Source organism: Streptomyces sp. NPDC021224 (assembly GCF_044332905.1).
Lineage (GTDB): Bacteria > Actinomycetota > Actinomycetes > Streptomycetales > Streptomycetaceae > Actinacidiphila.
Genome location: NZ_JBIRPW010000001.1, coordinates 217,572 through 234,842, shown reverse-complemented (window position 1 = coordinate 234,842; position 17,271 = coordinate 217,572). Strand labels below are relative to the sequence as shown.

The 17,271-nt window shown below is 76.1% G+C and carries 6 protein-coding genes and 1 pseudogene; all 7 read left to right on the top strand.

The genetic code is table 11. The features are described from left to right. Positions 1-3: 3 nt before the first annotated feature. The gene (locus tag ACH4PY_RS00935) at positions 4-624 is read left to right on the top strand and encodes a LuxR C-terminal-related transcriptional regulator (protein WP_398174225.1); all 621 of its coding nucleotides are present in this window, start codon (positions 4-6) and stop codon (positions 622-624) included. 350 nt (positions 625-974) lie between these two features. Continuing rightward, complete coding sequence (locus ACH4PY_RS00930; protein ID WP_398174222.1) at positions 975-1,601, top strand: antibiotic biosynthesis monooxygenase; 627 nt, start codon at positions 975-977, stop codon at positions 1,599-1,601. Beyond that, complete coding sequence (locus ACH4PY_RS00925) at positions 1,598-1,930, top strand: antibiotic biosynthesis monooxygenase family protein (RefSeq protein ID WP_398174219.1); 333 nt, start codon at positions 1,598-1,600, stop codon at positions 1,928-1,930. Before ACH4PY_RS00930 ends, ACH4PY_RS00925 begins: the two co-directional genes overlap by 4 nt. After that, positions 1,927-2,388: an ester cyclase gene (locus ACH4PY_RS00920; RefSeq protein ID WP_398174216.1), complete on the top strand. Its 462-nt coding sequence runs from the start codon at positions 1,927-1,929 to the stop codon at positions 2,386-2,388. Before ACH4PY_RS00925 ends, ACH4PY_RS00920 begins: the two co-directional genes overlap by 4 nt. After that, on the top strand, positions 2,385-3,317 hold the full coding sequence (locus tag ACH4PY_RS00915; RefSeq protein WP_398174213.1) for an MBL fold metallo-hydrolase: 933 nt from the start codon (positions 2,385-2,387) through the stop codon (positions 3,315-3,317). Before ACH4PY_RS00920 ends, ACH4PY_RS00915 begins: the two co-directional genes overlap by 4 nt. Further along, complete coding sequence (locus tag ACH4PY_RS00910) at positions 3,280-3,726, top strand: ester cyclase (protein WP_398174210.1); 447 nt, start codon at positions 3,280-3,282, stop codon at positions 3,724-3,726. The genes ACH4PY_RS00915 and ACH4PY_RS00910 overlap by 38 nt, the downstream gene beginning before the upstream one ends. A gap of 191 nt (positions 3,727-3,917) precedes the next feature. Beyond that, a pseudogene (locus ACH4PY_RS00905) lies at positions 3,918-17,168 on the top strand (SDR family NAD(P)-dependent oxidoreductase); the annotation flags it as partial. Between the last annotated feature and the right edge of the window lie 103 nt (positions 17,169-17,271).

Below are 17,271 nucleotides of genomic sequence, written 5' to 3'. Positions count from 1 at the left end.
GGAATGATGGCGGTCCTGTGCGGTATCCCGGGCATCGACGTCGTGGTCGAATTCGACACCGAGAGTTACAATCCCAGGCTGTTGCGCGAGCATCGGCCACGCGTCCTGCTGATGGACCTGGACGGCTTCGACACCGAGGACCTGCTCGCCCGGCAACTGGTCAGCCAGACCGACGGGCTGGGCGTCAAGGTCCTCGCCCTGTCCGCGAGCCTGGACGCGGGCACCGCGATCAAGGTCCTGCTGGGCGGCGCCCAGGGCTTCCTGCACAAGGACACCCCCGTGCAGGTCCTGGTCGACGCGATACGCGCCGTCGACCGCGGCGGCGTCGCCCTCGACCCGCAGGTGGCCGGTGAACTGGTCAGCACCCTGCGCTACAACGTCCCCAACGAGACCCCGGCAGGACCGGGCGAAACCGTCAAACTCACCCCGCGGCAGCGGCAGATCCTCGGCCTGATCGGCCACGGACTGACCAACGTCGAGATCGCCGACCAGCTCCAGCTGGGCAGACCCACCGTGAAGACGCACATCTCCTCGCTGCTGCGCGCGCTGGACCTGCGCGACCGTACGCAACTGGCGGTGTACGCCTGCACGCACGGATTCCGGGCGCACGCGGCGGTGTCCTGACCGGCCCGCCGGCCGTCCCACCACCGCACCAACGTCTCCACCGTCCCACCGCTCCACCCCGTCCCACCCGGGCCGCCCCGGCGGCCGGTGCCCCGTGCGCCGGCCGCCGGGGCGGACCCGTGTCCGCCGCCGTACGGTCGCGGGTTTCCCGCAACCGTACGGCGGAATTCCCGCAGGATCTTCGCGGCAGAATTCCGATGCGGAAAGCGCGGCCCGACGGCGACGATTTCCTCATGAGTGATTCACGGGTAGGCCGGATCCGCGCCGAGGAAATAGAGCCCTATCGGGCGCGCGGCGGCCAGTTGCGCATGGTGCTCCACCCGGGTTCGGTGGGAAGCAGGTCCGGTTACATGGGAACTGCGATCCTCCGTCCCGGCGAGCATGTGGTGGAGCATTTCCACCCCTACGGCGAGGAGTTCCTCTACAACATCACCGGCGATCTCCAGCTGGAGGTCGAGGGCGAGAAATGGGCCGTCGGCCCCGGCGAGGGAATCTACGTCCCCATCGGGAAGCGGCACCGGCTGCGGAACGTCGGCAGCACCGAGTCGCTGACCGTCTACCACATCGGCCCGCTCGCCCCGGACCCGTCGCTCGCCCACATCGACACCGAGGTGCTGGGCGCGGAGGAGTCCGGGACGGACGACGCCGCCGCGGGCACCGCCCGCGTGCTGTTCGGCATGAAGGTCGCCGAGGACCGCCGCGAGGACTTCCTCGCCGCCTACGAGAAGGTCCGCTTCAGCGTCGCCGCGACCCGGGGCCACCTGCGCGACCAGATCTGCCAGGCGCCGGACGACCCGTCGCGCTGGCTCATCGTGAGCGAGTGGACGTCGCTGGCCGACTTCTTCGCCTGGGAGAAGTCCGAGGAGCACAAGGAGCTGGTCCGGCCGATGCGCGCCTGCTACTCCGACCCGGAGTTCCACAGCTACACCGTCGTCGCCGAGACGCTGGGCACGACGGGGGCGGGGGTGCGGCCGTGAGCACCATCTCCGCCGAGGACCGGCTCATGACGTACATCAACGTCTTCCACTGCACGCCGGACAAGCAGCAGGAGCTGTCCGCCGCGATCCGCCGGGAGACCGAGGACATCGTCCGGCACATGCCCGGCTTCGTCTCCGCGAACCTGCACTGCTCCGTGGACGGCACCCGCGTCACCAACTACGCCCAGTGGAGCACCCTGGCAGCCTTCCAGGAGCACATCCGCAGCGAGGCCGGCCGCGCCCTCATCACCGAGCTGCACAAGTACGCCGACAACGTGGACGTCCACGTCTACCAGGTCGACTGGATCATGTCCGGCGAAGGGAAATGACGACCATGAAAACCGCCCGCGAGCTGTGGGAGGCCGTCTACCGGGCGGTCGAGGAGGTCAACGGCTTCCTGCTGTACGAGCTGTGCGACGGCGAGGTGGAGATCCGCACCGCCAGCCAGGAGACCAAGGGCGCCAAGCGGCTCGGCGACATGTTCGCCCAGCAGCGCGGCCTCTACGAGGAGCTGGAGCACAAGGTCGACAGCCTCGTGGAGTCCGGCGACGGCACCGCGCTCGCCGTCGAGCTGACCCTCACCGGCATCCCCAAGGGCACCGACACCCGGCTGACCTGGAACGTCATGGAGATCATCCGCGCCGACGCGGGCCGCATCGTGTCCTGGCACGCGATGCTCGACCGCACCGGACTGATCCAGCAGATCCAGCAGCTGCACGCGGCCAAGGCCGGTGGGGCCGGTGAGGCCGGGAAGAGCGGCGGGTCCGGCGCGTCCTGGAAGGCGTGACCGCGGTGCCGGCCGGGACACCGGGGGCCTCGCTGGAGGCCATCCCGCAGGTCCGGGAGGTCGAGGTCGCCGACGGCGTGGTCGCCCTCGTCAACGGTGACGGCGGCGCGGGCCAGTCCAACAGCGTGCTGCTGCTCGGCGAGCCCGTCACCGTCGTCGACACCATGCTGCTGCCGGAGATGGCCGCCGCCATCCCCGCCGCGCTGGAGCGCCGCGGCCGCCGCGCCGGGCTCGTCGTCAACACCCACATCCACACCGACCACATCGGCGGCAACCTGCTCTTCGACGACGTGCCGATCGTCGCCCATCCGCGCACGGTGGCCGGCATGCGCAAGATGATCGGCGAACGCGGCCTGCCCGCGCTGCTCGCGAAGGTCATGCCCGGTTTCGCGACCCGGCTCGCCGACTGGGACAGCGTCGCCGCCGAGCCCGTACCGCCCGACGGCATCGAACGCGCCCTGCCCTCGGGGGCGAAGGTGCTGGAGTTCACCGACACCCACTCGGCGGCCGACCTCGCGGTGTGGCTGCCCGCGCAGAAGGTCCTGGTCAGCGGTGACCTGTGCTTCTCCGGGGTCACCCCGCTCGCGGTGCACGGCCGCGTGAGCCGCTGGCGTACGGCCCTGGACCGGCTCGTCGCGCTGGAACCCGCCGCCGTCGTCCCCGGGCACGGCAGCCCCGCCGGGATCGGCGTCCTGCACGACCTCGCCGACTACTTCGACCGGGTGCTGGCCGCCGCGCGGCTGGCACACGCCGCAGAACTGCCCGCGGAGGAGGTCTGGTCGTCCTTCGACCCGGGCCCCGCGGCGGGCTGGCTCGAACCCGAACGAACCCTCGTGAACATCCAGGTAGCCCTTGCCGAGATGACCGGCAAGCCATTCGAAGGAGAACACCGTGTCCGACAAGGTCAACATTCGCCGCATTCTCACTGAGGCGTTCTCGAAGGGCGACACCGAGGTCCTGGACGAGCTGATGACCGAGGACTTCGTCAACCACAACGCGCCTCCCGGAATGGACACCAGCCGCGAGGGTGTGAAGTCCGTCATCAAGATCGAGCGGCAGGGCTTCCCCGACCTCAAGGCCGAGATCATCCGCGACTTCGAGGACGGCGAGTACGTCATCCAGCACGTCAAGCTCACCGGCACCCACAAGGGGCTGGTCTTCGGCGCCGAGCCGACCGGCCGGGTCATCAGCTGGAACGAGATCCACATCGCGAAGGTCCGCGACGGCAGGGTCAGCGACCACTGGGCCTGCAACGACCTGCACGTCCTGATGATCCAGCTGGGCCAGATCGCCCCGCCGGACACCTCCGCCTTCCGCCGGGAGAACGCCGGCGCCTGACCCGTCCGGGCCCCGGGCCGCGTCGGACTCCGGGCCGTGTCGGACTCCGGGCCGCTGCGGCTGCCCGACCGGCTCGGGCTCCTGACCGGCTCGGGCTCCCGACCGGTCCCGGTTTCCGACCGGCCCCCGCGTCCCCCTCCGGGACTTCGTCGAGGAGATGCATCATGACTGACGGGTTCGCGATCATCGGACTGGCCGCACGGCTGCCCCGGGCGGACGATCCGGCCGGGCTGTGGCGGCTGCTGCGCTCGGGCGGCGACGCGGTCACCGACCCGCCACCGGGGCGTACGGCCACCCGGCGGGGCGCGTTCCTCGACGACGTCCCGGGGGAGGCGGGCGCCCCTCCGGTTCCGGCCGTCCACGCCTTCGACCCGGGCTTCTTCGGGATCTTCCCGCGCGAGGCCGCGGCCATGGACCCGCACCAGCGGCTCGTCCTGGAGCTGGGCTGGGAGGCGCTGGAGCGCGCCGGACTCACCGCCGAACGCCTCGCCGGCACGCACACCGGGGTGTTCGTGTCCGCACCGGCCGAGGCCGCGCCCCCCACCGCGCCCGACCACTACACCTTCACCGGCCGCCAGCGCAGCATGATCGCCAACCGGCTCTCGTACGCGCTCGGTCTGCACGGACCCAGCCTCACCGTCGACACCGGGCAGTCCTCGTCGCTCGTCGCCGTGCACCTGGCGGTGCAGTCGCTGCGCAGCGGCGAGTGCGACCTCGCGATCGCGGGCGGCGCCGCGCTCATGCTCGCGCCCGACGCCCACGTGGGCCTCGCCGAGATGGGCGTGCTGTCGCCCGACGCCCGCTGCCACGTCTTCGACCGCCGCGCCAACGGCTTCGTCCGCGGCGAGGGCGGCGGCCTCGTCGTCCTCAAGCGCCTCGCCGACGCGCTCGCGGACGGCGACCGCATCGCCGCCGTCGTCGCGGGCAGCGCCGTCAACAACGACGGCCGCACCAACGGACTTACGGCCCCCAGCGCGGCCGCCCAGCAGGAACTCCTCACCCGCGCCTACCGGCAGGCCGGGATCGACCCCGGCGCCGTCCACTACGTCGAACTCCACGGCACCGGGACCGCGGTGGGCGACCCCGTCGAGGCCACCGCCCTCGGCGGCGCCCTCGGCACCGCCCCGACCCGCACCGCGCCGCTGCTCGTCGGCTCGGTCAAGACCAACATCGGCCACCTCGACACCGCCGCCGGCGTCGCGGGCCTGCTCAAGACCGTCCTCAGCCTCCAGCACCGCGAACTGCCCGCGAGCCTGCACTTCACCGAGCCCAACCCCGCGATCGACCTCGACGGCCTCAACCTGCGCGTCAACGCCGCCCCCCGCCCCTGGCCGTCCGGCGGCCCCGCCCTCGCGGGTGTCAGCTCCTTCGGCCTCGGCGGCACGAACTGCCACGTCGTCCTCACCGAGGCGCCGCCGCAGCCGGCCCCCGCGCGCCCCGCCTCACGCCCCACCGCGCGCCCCGAGGTGATTCCGTGGGTGCTCTCGGCCAAGACCCCGGGCGCCCTGCGCGCCCAGGCCCGCCGCCTGCTCGCCCACGCCCAGACGCACGCCCCCCTGGACACCGGCCACTCCCTCGCCACCACCCGCACGCTCTTCCCCGTCCGGGCGGTGGTGCTCGGCCGTGACACCGCGGAACTGGCGGCGGGGCTGGAGCGGTTGGCCGCGTCGCAGGACCCGGCCGGGGTGTACGGCGACGGTCCGTACGCCGCCGCTGCCTTCGTCGCCGGTGAGGACACGGACTGGGCCGCCGTCTTCGCGGACACGGGCGCGCGAGCGGTGGAGCTGCCGACGTACGCGTTCGAGCGCGGGGCGTACGGGGTGCCGTCCGCCGGGTCGGCGGGGGAGGGGGCCCGCGACGCCTCGGGGCCCACGGCGGACGGCGCGGAACCTCACCCGGTGCGGTCGCCGGGCGCCGGTGGTGGGCCTTCGTCCGCCGCCGGGCCCACGGCGGACGGCTCCGATCCGTCCCGGCGTGACCTGGCGCCCGCGGTCGGCGACGGCCTGCTCGGCGTCGTACGGGCCGAGGTCGCCGCGCAGTTGGGGCACGCGGACGCCAACGCGGTGCCGCGCGACCGGAGTTTCAAGGACCTCGGCTTTGGCTCGCTCGCCCTCGTCGAACTCACCGAGCGGCTCACCGACGTGCTCGGCCGCCAGGTGGACGCGACGGAGCCCTTCGACCACCCGACGCCCGCCGCGCTCGCGGCACGCCTGGCGGAGACGGCGGCGGAGGAGGCAGCGGACGGCGCGGGCGGCGAGCGGACCGACGACCGTACGCCGGAGGGCGGTTCGGCGCCGGGCGTTCGCGCCGCCTCCGCCGGGGACGGCCCCGCGCCCGGGGCGGAGGACGGCGACGCCGTCGCCATCGTCGGGATCGGATGCCGCTACCCGGGCGGGATCACGTCCGCCGCCGACCTGTGGGAGGTCGCCGCGGGCGGCCGGGACGTCATCTCGGGCTTCCCCACCGACCGCGGCTGGGACCTGGCGCGGCTGTACGACCCGGACCCGGACCGTACCGGGACCACGTACGTCCGCGAGGGCGGTTTCCTCGACGACGTCGCCGGGTTCGACGCGGGCTTCTTCGGGATCAGCCCGAGCGAGGCCCTCGCGATGGACCCGCAGCAGCGGCTGCTGCTCGAAGTCACGTGGGAGGCGCTGGAGAACGCGGGCCTGGACCCGTACGCGCTCGCCGGGACCCGTACCGGCGCCTTCGTCGGGATGTACGGCTGGGACTCCGCCGAATCCGTCGAGGGCTACCGCATCACCGGCGGCCTGTCGGCCGTCGCCTCCGGCCGGCTCGCGTACGCGCTCGGGCTGGAGGGCCCCGCGGTGACCCTCGACACCGCGTGCTCGTCCTCGCTCGTCGCCCTGCACCTGGCGTGCCGGTCGCTGCGCGCGGGCGAGACCGACCTCGTCCTCGCGGGCGGCGCGACGGTGATGTCCACCCCCCGGGTCTTCCTCGAATTCGCCCGCCAGCGCGGCCTGTCGCCGGACGCCCGCTGCAAGTCCTTCGCGGCCGCCGCGGACGGCACGGCCTGGGCCGAGGGCGTCGGCGTCGTCGTCCTGGAACGCCTGGCCGACGCACGGCGCAACGGCCACCCGGTGCTCGCCCTCGTCCGCGGCACAGCGATGAACCAGGACGGCGCCTCCAACGGGCTGACCGCCCCCAACGGCCCCTCCCAGCAACGCGTCATCCGCGCCGCCCTGGCAGACGCCGAACTGTCCCCGGCGGACGTCGATGTCGTCGAGGCCCACGGCACGGGCACCGCCCTCGGCGACCCCATCGAGGCGCACGCCCTGCTCGCCACGTACGGCAGGGACCGCCCGCGCGGCAGGGCGCTGCTGCTCGGCTCCCTGAAGTCCAACATCGGCCACGCGCAGGCCGCCGCGGGCCTGGCGGGCGTGATCAAGATGGTCGCGGCGCTGCGGGAGGGCGTGGTGCCGCCCACCCTGCACGTCGACGCCCCCAGCCCCCACATCGACTGGTCCTCCGGCGCGGTCCGCCTCGCCACCCGCACCGAACCCTGGCCCGCCACCGCCCGCCCCCGCCGCGCCGCGGTCTCCTCCTTCGGCATCTCCGGCACGAACGCCCACGTCATCCTCGAACAGGCCCCCGCGGCGGCTGCGTTGCAGCCGGGCGGAGAGGCGGGGGCATCCCCGTGGCCCGCACTCCCGTGGGTCCTCTCGGCGAAGACCCCGCAGGCCCTGCGGGCCCAGGCGTCCCGACTGCTGGCCCACGTGTCGCCCGGTGAGGCCGGGGCCGCGGGGGCGTGGGGCGCGTCCGCCGAGGGCGCGGGGGACGGCGACCGGGCGTCGGCCGCGGCGGACACCGGGGCTGCCGCCGGGGCGCCCGGTGCCGCAGGTGGCACCGGCACCGCGTCCGACGTGGGGGGCGGCGCCGCCGACATCGGGCGCTCCCTCCTCGCCACGCGCTCGCGCTTCGCGCACCGCGCGGTCGTCGTCGGGGGCAGCTCCGCCGAGCTGGCCGCGGGGCTCGGCGCGCTCGCCGCCGGGCTCCCGGCCGGGAACGTCGTCCGCGGGGAGGCGGACGAGGAGCCGGGCAGGACCGCCTTCGTCTTTCCCGGGCAGGGCGGGCAGTGGCTCGCGATGGCGGCCGAACTCCTCGACTCCGCACCGGTCTTCGCCGCGCACATGGCGCGGTGCGCGGCCGTGATCGACCCGCTCGTGGACTGGTCGCTGCTGGACACCGTCCGGGACGGCGCGGACGGCGGGTGGCTGGAACGAGCCGACGTCGTACCGCCCGCGCTGTTCGCCGTGATGGTGTCGCTGGCCGAGCTGTGGCGCTCGCTCGGTGTGCTGCCGGACGCCGTCGTCGGGTCGTCGCAGGGGGAGATCGCCGCCGCGTACGTCGCCGGCGCGCTGACGCTGGAGGACGCGGGGCGGCTCGTCGTGACCCGCTCGCGGCTGCTCGCCGAGGGGCTCACCGGGGCCATCGCCTCGGTCGGCGCCCCGGCGGCCGAGGTCGCCCGGCGGCTCGCTCCCGGGCTCACGATCGCGGGCGTCAACGGCCCGAACGGCACGACCGTCGCCGGGCCCGAGGACACGCTGGAGGCGTTCGTCGCGGAGCTGCGGGCCGCGGGTGTGCCCGCGCGGGCGGTCGCCTCGATCGCCTCGCACTCGCCGCTCGTCGCCCCGCTGGAGCCGCGCTTCGCCGAGCTGCTGGACTTCGTACGTCCGAACTCCGGTGCGATACCGCTGTATTCGTCGGTGACGGGCGCGGTCGCGGCGGGCGAGGAGCTGACGGCCGCGTACTGGTACCGCAACTGCCGCGAACCGGTGGCCTTCCAGGCCGCCGTCGAGGCGCTGCTCGCCGACGGCTTCACGCACTTCGTGGAGTGCTCGCCGCACCTGTCGCTGGCGATGCACATCGAGCAGACCGCCGAACAGGCCTCCCGCACGGTCACGGTGACCGGTTCGCTGCGCCGCGGCGAGGGCGGCCCCGCGCGCTTCCTGGCCTCCGCCGCCGAACGGTACGTGCGCGGCGGCGCGGTGGCGTGGGAGCCGGTGTTCGGGCCGGCGGCCCGCCGCGTCCCCCTCCCGACGTACGCCTTCACGCACAAGCGGTACTGGCTGGAACCGCGCCCGCCCCTCGACGCGGTCGGCCTCGGACTGACCCCGGCCGACCACCCGTTGGTCGCCGCCGTCGCCGAAGTCCCGGCCTCCGGTGCGGTGTTGCTGACCGGACGGATCGCCCTGGCCACGCACTCCTGGCTCGCCGACCACGCGGTGTCCGGCGCCCCCCTCCTCCCGGCGACCGCCTTCCTCGACCTGGCGCTGCGCGCCGCCGCGCAGACCGGCCGTCCGGGCGTCGCCGACCTGGTGGTGCAGGCCCCGCTCGTCCTCCCGGCCGAGGGCGCGGTCGCCGTCCGCGTGACGGCGGAGGACGACGGCACGCTGACGGTGCACTCCCGCGCGGAGGACGCTGACGACCGCGGCTGGGTGACGCACGCGCACGGTGAACTGACCGCCGAGGGCGCCGCGTCGGAGCCCCCGCCGCCCCCCGCCGCCTGGCCGCCCGCCGGGGCGGAGCCTCTCGACCTCGCGGACGCGTACGAGCGGCTCGCCGCCCGCGGCTACGGCTACGGGCCCGTCTTCCGCGGCCTGCGCGGGCTGTGGCGGCACGGCGAGCAGGTCCTCGCCGAGGTCGCGCTGCCCGACGGGACCGACGCCGACCGTTTCGGGCTGCACCCCGCGTTGCTGGACGCCGCGCTGCACGCCGTGCTGCTGACCGTCGCGGACGAGGGCCTCGCGCTGCCCTTCTCGTGGGGCGGTGTGCGGCTGCACGCGTCGGGCGCGAGCGCGCTGCGGGTCGTCGTCACGCCGGGCGCGGACCCGGACGAGATCGCGCTCGCGGCGTACGACCCCGCCGGGCACCCCGTCCTCACCGCCGGCTCCCTCGTCCTGCGCCGCCTCACGCCCGAGCAGCGGTCCGCCGTCACGCGCGCCGGGCGCCGCGCCGCGCACCGCCTGCTGGAACTGACCTGGCCGGAGCGGGAGCGGCCGAGCGCCGTGCCGGTGGCGGTCGCCGCGTGGGAGGACGTGGACCGCGCGGCGCCCCTCCCGGACGTGGTGGTCCTCGACGCCACGCCCGAGCCGTACGCCCCCGGTCCCGGCGTCGTCGCCGCCGCGCACACCGCCACCCACCGCGTCCTCGCCGCCCTCCAGGACTGGCTCGCCGACGCGCGCACGGCCGCCTGCACCCTGCTGGTCACCACCCGCACCACGGCCCGGTCCGCCGACCCGGCTTCCGCCGCCGTCCACGGTCTGGTCCGCGCGGCCCAGGCGGAGGCCCCCGGCCGTATCGTCCTGGTCTCCGCCGAAACCTCCGCCGACCTGGACGTCGCATCCCTGCTGGCCACGGGCGAACCGGAAGTGGCCGTCCGGGCGGGGACGCTGCGCGTGCCGCGCCTGGCACCCGTACGCGAGCCTGCCGCGGCAACCACCGACGCGGCCCGCCCCGCCCTCGGTCGAGCCGTCCTCATCACCGGGGGGACCGGCGGACTCGGGTCCGCGCTCGCCCGGCATCTCGTGCAGCGGCACGGTGTGCGGCGGCTCGTCCTCGCGTCCCGGCGCGGTGCGGAGGCGCCCGGAGCGGTCGAACTCGCCGCCGAACTCGACGAGATGGGCGCGACGGTCCGCATCGTGCGGTGCGACGTCACGGACGCCGACGCCGTCGCCGCCGTCGTGACACCTGACATCGGGACGGTCGTGCACACCGCGGGCGTGCTGGACGACGGCGTACTCGACGCCATGACGCCCGCGCGGCTGGACGCCGTGCTGCGCCCCAAGGCGGACGCCGCCTGGCACCTGCACGAGGCCACCGCCCGCACCGGCGCGGCCCTCGTCCTCTTCTCCTCCGTGCTCGGCCTCACCGGCGGCCCCGGCCAGGCCAACTACGCCGCCGCCAACGCCTTCCTGGACGCCCTCGCCGCCCTCCGGCACAGCAGCGGACTGCCCACGCTCGCGATCGGGTGGGGGCCGTGGGACCGGGCCGCCGGGATGACCGAGCAACTGCGGGACGCGGACATCGCCCGGCTCCGCCGCCGCGGGCTCGTCGAACTCCCCGTCGAGGCAGGCCTGTCGCTCTTCGACGCCGCGCTCGCACAGCACCGCCCCTACGTCGCCGGTCTCGTCGCCGACCGGACCGCCCTCCAGGAATCCGCCGCGGGAGGCGAACTCCCCGCCGTCCTGCGGGACATCGCGCCCCTCCGTACCGCCTCCGCGGCCCCGCCCGCCGGGCCCGCCACCGACCTGCTCGCCCTCACCCGCACCGAGGCGGCCCGGCTGCTCGGCCGGGACGGCGGGGCCGGGCAGATCGACCCGGACCGCAACTTCCGCGACCTCGGGTTCGATTCGCTGCTCTCCGTCGAGCTGCGCAACCGGCTCAAGGCCGCCACCGGCATCCCGCTGCCCGCAGGGGTGGTCTTCGACCACCCCACGCCGTCCGCGCTCGCGGACTACCTGCGCGACCGCACCACCGGGCGCTCCGCGCCCGCGCCCGGGCCCGCGCCGGTCAGGCACGCGGACGCCGACGCCGACGCCGACCCCATCGTCGTCGTCGGCATGAGCTGCCGCTTCCCCGGCGGCATCGACTCACCGGAACAGCTGTGGGAGGCCGTCGCCGCCGGCCGCGACGTCATCGGCCCCCTCCCCGCCGACCGCGGCTGGGACACCGCACAACTCCCCGCCACGCAGGGCGGCTTCCTCGCCGACGCGAGCGCCTTCGACGCCGACTTCTTCGGCATCAACGCCCACGAGGCCGCCGCGATGGACCCGCAGCAGCGCCTGCTGCTGGAAGTGAGCTGGGAGGCCGTCGAACGCGCGGGCATCGCACCGGACACCCTCGCGGGCAGCCGCACCGGCGTCTTCGCCGGGATCATGGCCCAGGAGTACGGCGCGGGCGCGGACGACGCGGCCGCGGGCGTCGAGGGCTACCGCCTCATCGGCAGCCAGGGCAGCGTCGCCTCCGGCCGGGTCGCGTACGCGCTCGGCCTGGAGGGACCCGCCGTCACCGTGGACACGGCGTGCTCGTCGTCGCTGGTCGCGCTGCACCTCGCGGCCCGCTCGCTCGCGACGGGGGAGTGCGATCTCGCGCTCGCCGGGGCGGCGACCGTGATGGCCACCCCCCGCGTCTTCCTGGACTTCGCCAAGCAGGGCGGCCTCGGCGCGGACGGCCGCTGCAAATCCTTCGGCGAAGCCGCGGACGGCACCGGATGGAGCGAGGGCGCGGGCGTCCTCGTCCTCGAACGCGCCTCCCGCGCACGGGAGTCCGGCCACCGCGTGCTGGCCGTCCTGCGCGGCAGCGCGGTCAACCAGGACGGCGCGTCCAACGGCCTGACCGCCCCCAACGGCCCCTCCCAGCAACGCGTCATCCGCGCCGCCCTCGCCGACGCGGGCCTCGCGGCAGCCGACGTGGACGCCGTCGAGGCGCACGGCACCGGCACCGTGCTCGGCGACCCGATCGAGGCGGAAGCGCTCCTCGCGACGTACGGCCAGGACCGCCCTGCCCACCGGCCGCTGCACCTCGGCTCGGTGAAGTCCAACCTCGGCCACACGCAGGCCGCGGCAGGCATGGCAGGCGTCATCAAGATGATCGCGGCCCTGCGCCACGGCGTCCTCCCCCCCACCCTGCACGCCGACCCCCCGACCTCCGCCGTCGACTGGTCCACGGGCGCGGTGACCCTCACCACAACCCGCACCCCCTGGCCCCCGACCCCCCACCCCCGCCGCGCCGCCGTCTCCGCCTTCGGCATCTCCGGCACGAACGCCCACGTGATTCTGGAACAGGCCCCGGCGGGGGCGGAGGCGATCCCGCCGGGGGCCGAGGCGGTGCCGCTGGGCGCCGGGACGATCCCGGCGGCTTCCGGGGCTGTGCCCACGGCGGGCGGCGCCGCCGGCGTGCCGCGTGAGGCGGCATCCGCGGCGCCGGGTGCCGGTTCCGAGCGGGGAGACTCCTCGGCGGCCGGCGTCGGCACCTCGCACCCGTCGGCGCGCGCCCAGGCGCCTGCGGCGGCGGAGCCCTCGGCGGGTGGTGCCGCCGGGCTGGCGCCCGTGCAGGCCGAGTCCGGGCAGCAGCCTGGAGCCTCCGCGGCCAGCGGTGACGTGCCGCCTCCCGCCGTTGAGGCTCCCGGGGTGGGAGCCCAGCGGGCCGGGTGGCCGGTCGTTCCGTGGGTGCTGTCCGCCCGCAGTGAGCGGGCCCTGCGCGGGCAGGCGGCGCGGCTGCTGGAACACGTGGGGGAGCGCGAGGGGCTCGACCCCGCGGGCGTGGCCGCCTCGCTCGTCGCGACCCGGGCGCGCCTCCCGTACCGGGCCGTCCTCACGGGTGCCGACCGCGAGGAACTCCTCCTCAAGCTGGCCGCGTTCGCTGAGAGCGGGCCGTCCGAGCGGCAGCGCGCCAGTGGACCGCTGGTCTTCCTCTTCCCGGGGCACGGCAGCCAGTACGCCGGGATGGGGGCGAGCCTGCACGCGGAGTTCCCGGTGTTCGCCGCCGCGTTGGACGAGGTCGTGGCGGCTCTCGACGCCAACCTCGAACGCCCCCTCACCGAGCTGCTGTTCGCCGCGAAGGGCACGCCCGAGGCGGGCATGCTCCAGGACCGGACGGAATTCACCCAGCCCGCGCTCTTCGCCGTCGAGGTCGCGCTCTTCCGGCTCGTCGAGTCCTTCGGGCTGCGCCCGGACTACCTCCTCGGCCACTCCTTCGGCGAGTTGGCGGCCGCGCACGTCGCGGGCATCCTGACGCTGCCGGACGCCGCGCGGCTGATCACCGCGCGGGGGCGGTCGATGGCGGCGCTGCCGCCCGGTGTGATGGTGCAGATCCAGGCGGGCGCCGACGAGATCGAGCCCACGCTGGAGCCCGGCGTGTCGATCGCGGCGCTCAACGCGCCGACCGCCACGGTCGTCTCGGGCACCCCGGAGGCCGTGGAGCGGGTCGTCGCCGTGTGGCGGGAGCGCGGCAGGCGCTCCATCAAGCTGCGCAACCGGCACGCCTTCCACTCCGCCGAACTCGACGGCCGGCTCGGCGAGTACGCCGCCGTCGCAGCGGACATCACGTACCACCCGCCGACGATCCCCCTGATGTCGAACGTCACGGGCGGCCCCGCGCGGGAGGGCGACCTGCGGTCCGCCGACTACTGGATGCGGCACGCACGCGGCGCCGTACGGTTCCTGCCGTGCGTCACCGCGCTCGCGGAAACCGGCGCACGCACCTTCGTCGAGATCGGGCCCGGCCGGGCGCTCACCACGCTCACCGCGCAGAGCGCCCCGACCCCCGTGACGGGCGTCTCGCTGCTGCGCCGCGACCTGCCCGAACTCGCCACGCTGCTGCCCGCGCTCGGCGAACTCACCGGGCTCGGGCTGCCGGTGGACTGGCGGGCCGTGCTGGGCGCGCCGCCCGCCGGGCCGCTGCCCGAGCTGCCCACCTATGCCTTCGACCGGCGGCGCTACTGGCTGCGGGCCGAGCCCGCGTCCCCCTCCGGGCCGGGGTTCACCGCGGCCGGGCACCCCGTGCTGACCGCCCGTATGGATCTGCCCGCGGACGGCACCGCCGTCCTCACCGGCACGGTGTCCCGCACCGCGCCCGGCTGGCTCGGCGACCACGCGGTGGGCGGCGAAGTCCTGGCCCCCGCCGCCCTGTTCGCCGAACTCGCCCTGCACGCGGCCACCGCCGTGGGCGCCCCGCCCGCCCTGCGGGAGCTGCTCGCGCAGACCCCGCTGGTCCTCCCGGCGCAAGGACGGGTGACGCTCCAGGCGGTGGCCCGCCCGTCCGGCGAGGTCGTGCTCTCCGCCCGCGAGGAGTCGCCGGGCGCCCCCTGGACCGTCCACGCGCGGGCCGCGCTCGGCACTCCGGACACCGCGCCGCCGCCCCTGGCCGCCTGGCCGCCCCCGGGCGCCGCGGCGATCGACCCCGAGGCGGCGTACGAGCGCCTCGCCGAGCAGGGCTACGGCTACGGCCCGGCCTTCCGCGGCGTGCGCGCGCTGTGGCGGGACGGCGACGACGTCCTCGCGGAGATCGGAACCGGGACCGGGGCAGGCACCGGAGCGGCCACCGGCACCGCGCCCCGAACCGGGACCGCGACCGCGACGGGTACCGGCACCGGAGCCGCGACCCGCACGGGGGCGGAAAGCGGCACCGGCATCGCGCCCCGAACCGGGACCGCGTCCGGCACCGGCACCGCACCGGACCTCGACACCGCGGGCTACGGCCTCCACCCCGCGCTGCTGGACGCCGCCCTGCACGCCTGGCTCGCCGGCACGGCGCGGGGCGGCACGGACGTCCCCTTCGCGTGGGAGCGGGTGACCCTGCACCGCCCGGGGGCCGCCGCGCTCCGGGTCCGCCTGACCCCGTCCGGGCCCGACGCCCTGGCCCTCACGGCGTACGACTCCGAGGGCCGCCCCGTCCTGACGGCCGCCGCGGTACGGCTGCGCCCGGCGGCACCGGCACCGGCCGCGCCGCTGCTGCGCGCACTGGCGTGGGAGCCGCTGCCGCCCGTACCCGGCCTGCTGACCGGGCCCGCCCCCGCCCCCGCCCCCGCCCTCGCGTCGGGCTTCGGCGCGGCACTCGTGGCGACGCTCCCCGCGGTCCGTCCCGGCGGCCCCCGCACCGTCCCGGCAGGGGCGACCCCGGCCCCGGCGCGGGCGTCCGGCTTCGGCGCGGGGGCGGTGCGGACGCCGGGGCCCGCCGGCGGGGAGACCCACCCCGTACGCGGCAGGGCAGCCGCGCCCGCCCCCGCCCCCGCGCGGATCTCCGGCTTCGGCGCCGCCCTCGTCGCCGCACCGCGGCACGGCGTGCAGGCCGCCCCGGCGGCGGTCACCCTCACCCCCTTCGGCCGTGACCTCGCCGTCGTCCGGGCCGTGTCCGCGCCCGGCGCGGACCCCGTCAGCTCGCTGCACGCCCTCACCCGCGGTGTGCTGGCCGCGCTCACCGCGCCCGAGGGGCGGCGGATCGTGGTCGTCACGCGGGGGGCCGTCGCGGTGGACGGGGGCGGGGTCGCGGATCCGGCCGGGGCTGCGGTGTGGGGGATGGTGCGGGCCGCGCAGGCGGAGCAGCCGGGCCGGTTCGTCCTCCTCGACACCGACGTCACCGGGGACGTCGATCCCCGTGCCGTACTCGCCCTCGACGAGGCCGAGGTGGCGATCCGCGCCGGTACGGCCTTCGTGCCGCGCCTCACCGCGCTTCCCACCGACCCGGCGGAGCCCACGGCTGCGCCCGCGCCGGAGCCCCCTTTCGGCCCCGCCTCGACCGTCCTCGTGACCGGCGGCACCGGCCGCCTGGGCGCGCTCTTCGCGCGGCACCTGGTCACGGCGTACGGCGTCCGGCGGCTGGTGCTGGCCGGGCGGCGCGGCCCCGCGGCGCCCGGCGCGGCGGAACTCCGCGCGGAACTGGGCCACATGGGCGCCGAGGTGGAGATCGTGGCCTGTGACCTGTCCGACCCGGCAGAGGTGGCCGCGCTCGTCACGCCCGGCCTGACGGGTGTCGTGCACGCGGCGGGCGTGGTGGACGACGGCGTGCTCGGATCGCTCACCCCGCAGCGGCTGGCCGCGGTGCTCGCCGCCAAGGCGGACGCCGCATGGCATCTGCACGAGGCGACCCGCGACCTCCCGGGCCTGACCGCCTTCGTGCTCTTCTCCTCCGTCGCCGGCACGCTCGGTGCGCCCGGCCAGGCCAACTACGCGGCCGCGAACGCCTTCCTCGACGGTCTGGCCGCACGGCGCCGGGCCGCGGGGCTGCCCGCGGTGTCCGTCGCGTGGGGGCTGTGGGCGGGTGAACACGGCGGCATGACCGCGCACTTGGGCGACGCCGACCTCGCCCGGCTGCGCGCCCGCGGCCTCGCGCCGATCTCCGAGGCCGCCGGGCTCGCGATGTTCGACGCGGCTCTGACCGCGCCGCACGCCCAGGTCACCGCTGTGGCCCTCACCGCGCCCGCCGCTCCCCGCGCAGGGGACGGGGGCGACGGCGCGGCCCGCCTCCGCCGCGAACTCGCCGCGCTCGCCCCCGACGACGGCCGGCAGCGGCTGCTGGAACTGGTCGGCCGCAGGCTCGCCGCCGTCCTCGGCCACGCCGAGGGCCAGCCGCTCGACCTGGACCGCAACTTCCGTGACCTGGGCGTCGATTCGCTGCAAGCCGTCGAACTCCGCAACGCCCTCATCCCGTTGACGGGCACGCCGCTCTCCGCGACCGCGGTCTTCGACCACCCGACGCCCGCGGCCCTCACCGACCACCTCCACCGCATCCTCGTCGCGCCGGAGCCCGGACCCGCACCCCACGCACACCCCACCGCAGATCCGGCCGCAGATCCGGCCGCCGACCCGATCGCCGATCCGGCAGCGCAGCCGCACGCCCACCCGAGCCGTAGGGAGTTGATCGAGACCATGGACGTCGAAGCCCTCATCGCCGACGCGCTCGGCGAGGGCGGTGCGCGATGAGCGGCCGCCGTACGCCCGGGGCCGCGGGCACGCCCGACCCGTGGGCCTCCGGCCCGCGCAAGGCCGCCGCCGCCCGCCGCACGCCCGCGCGAGGAGCGGACCG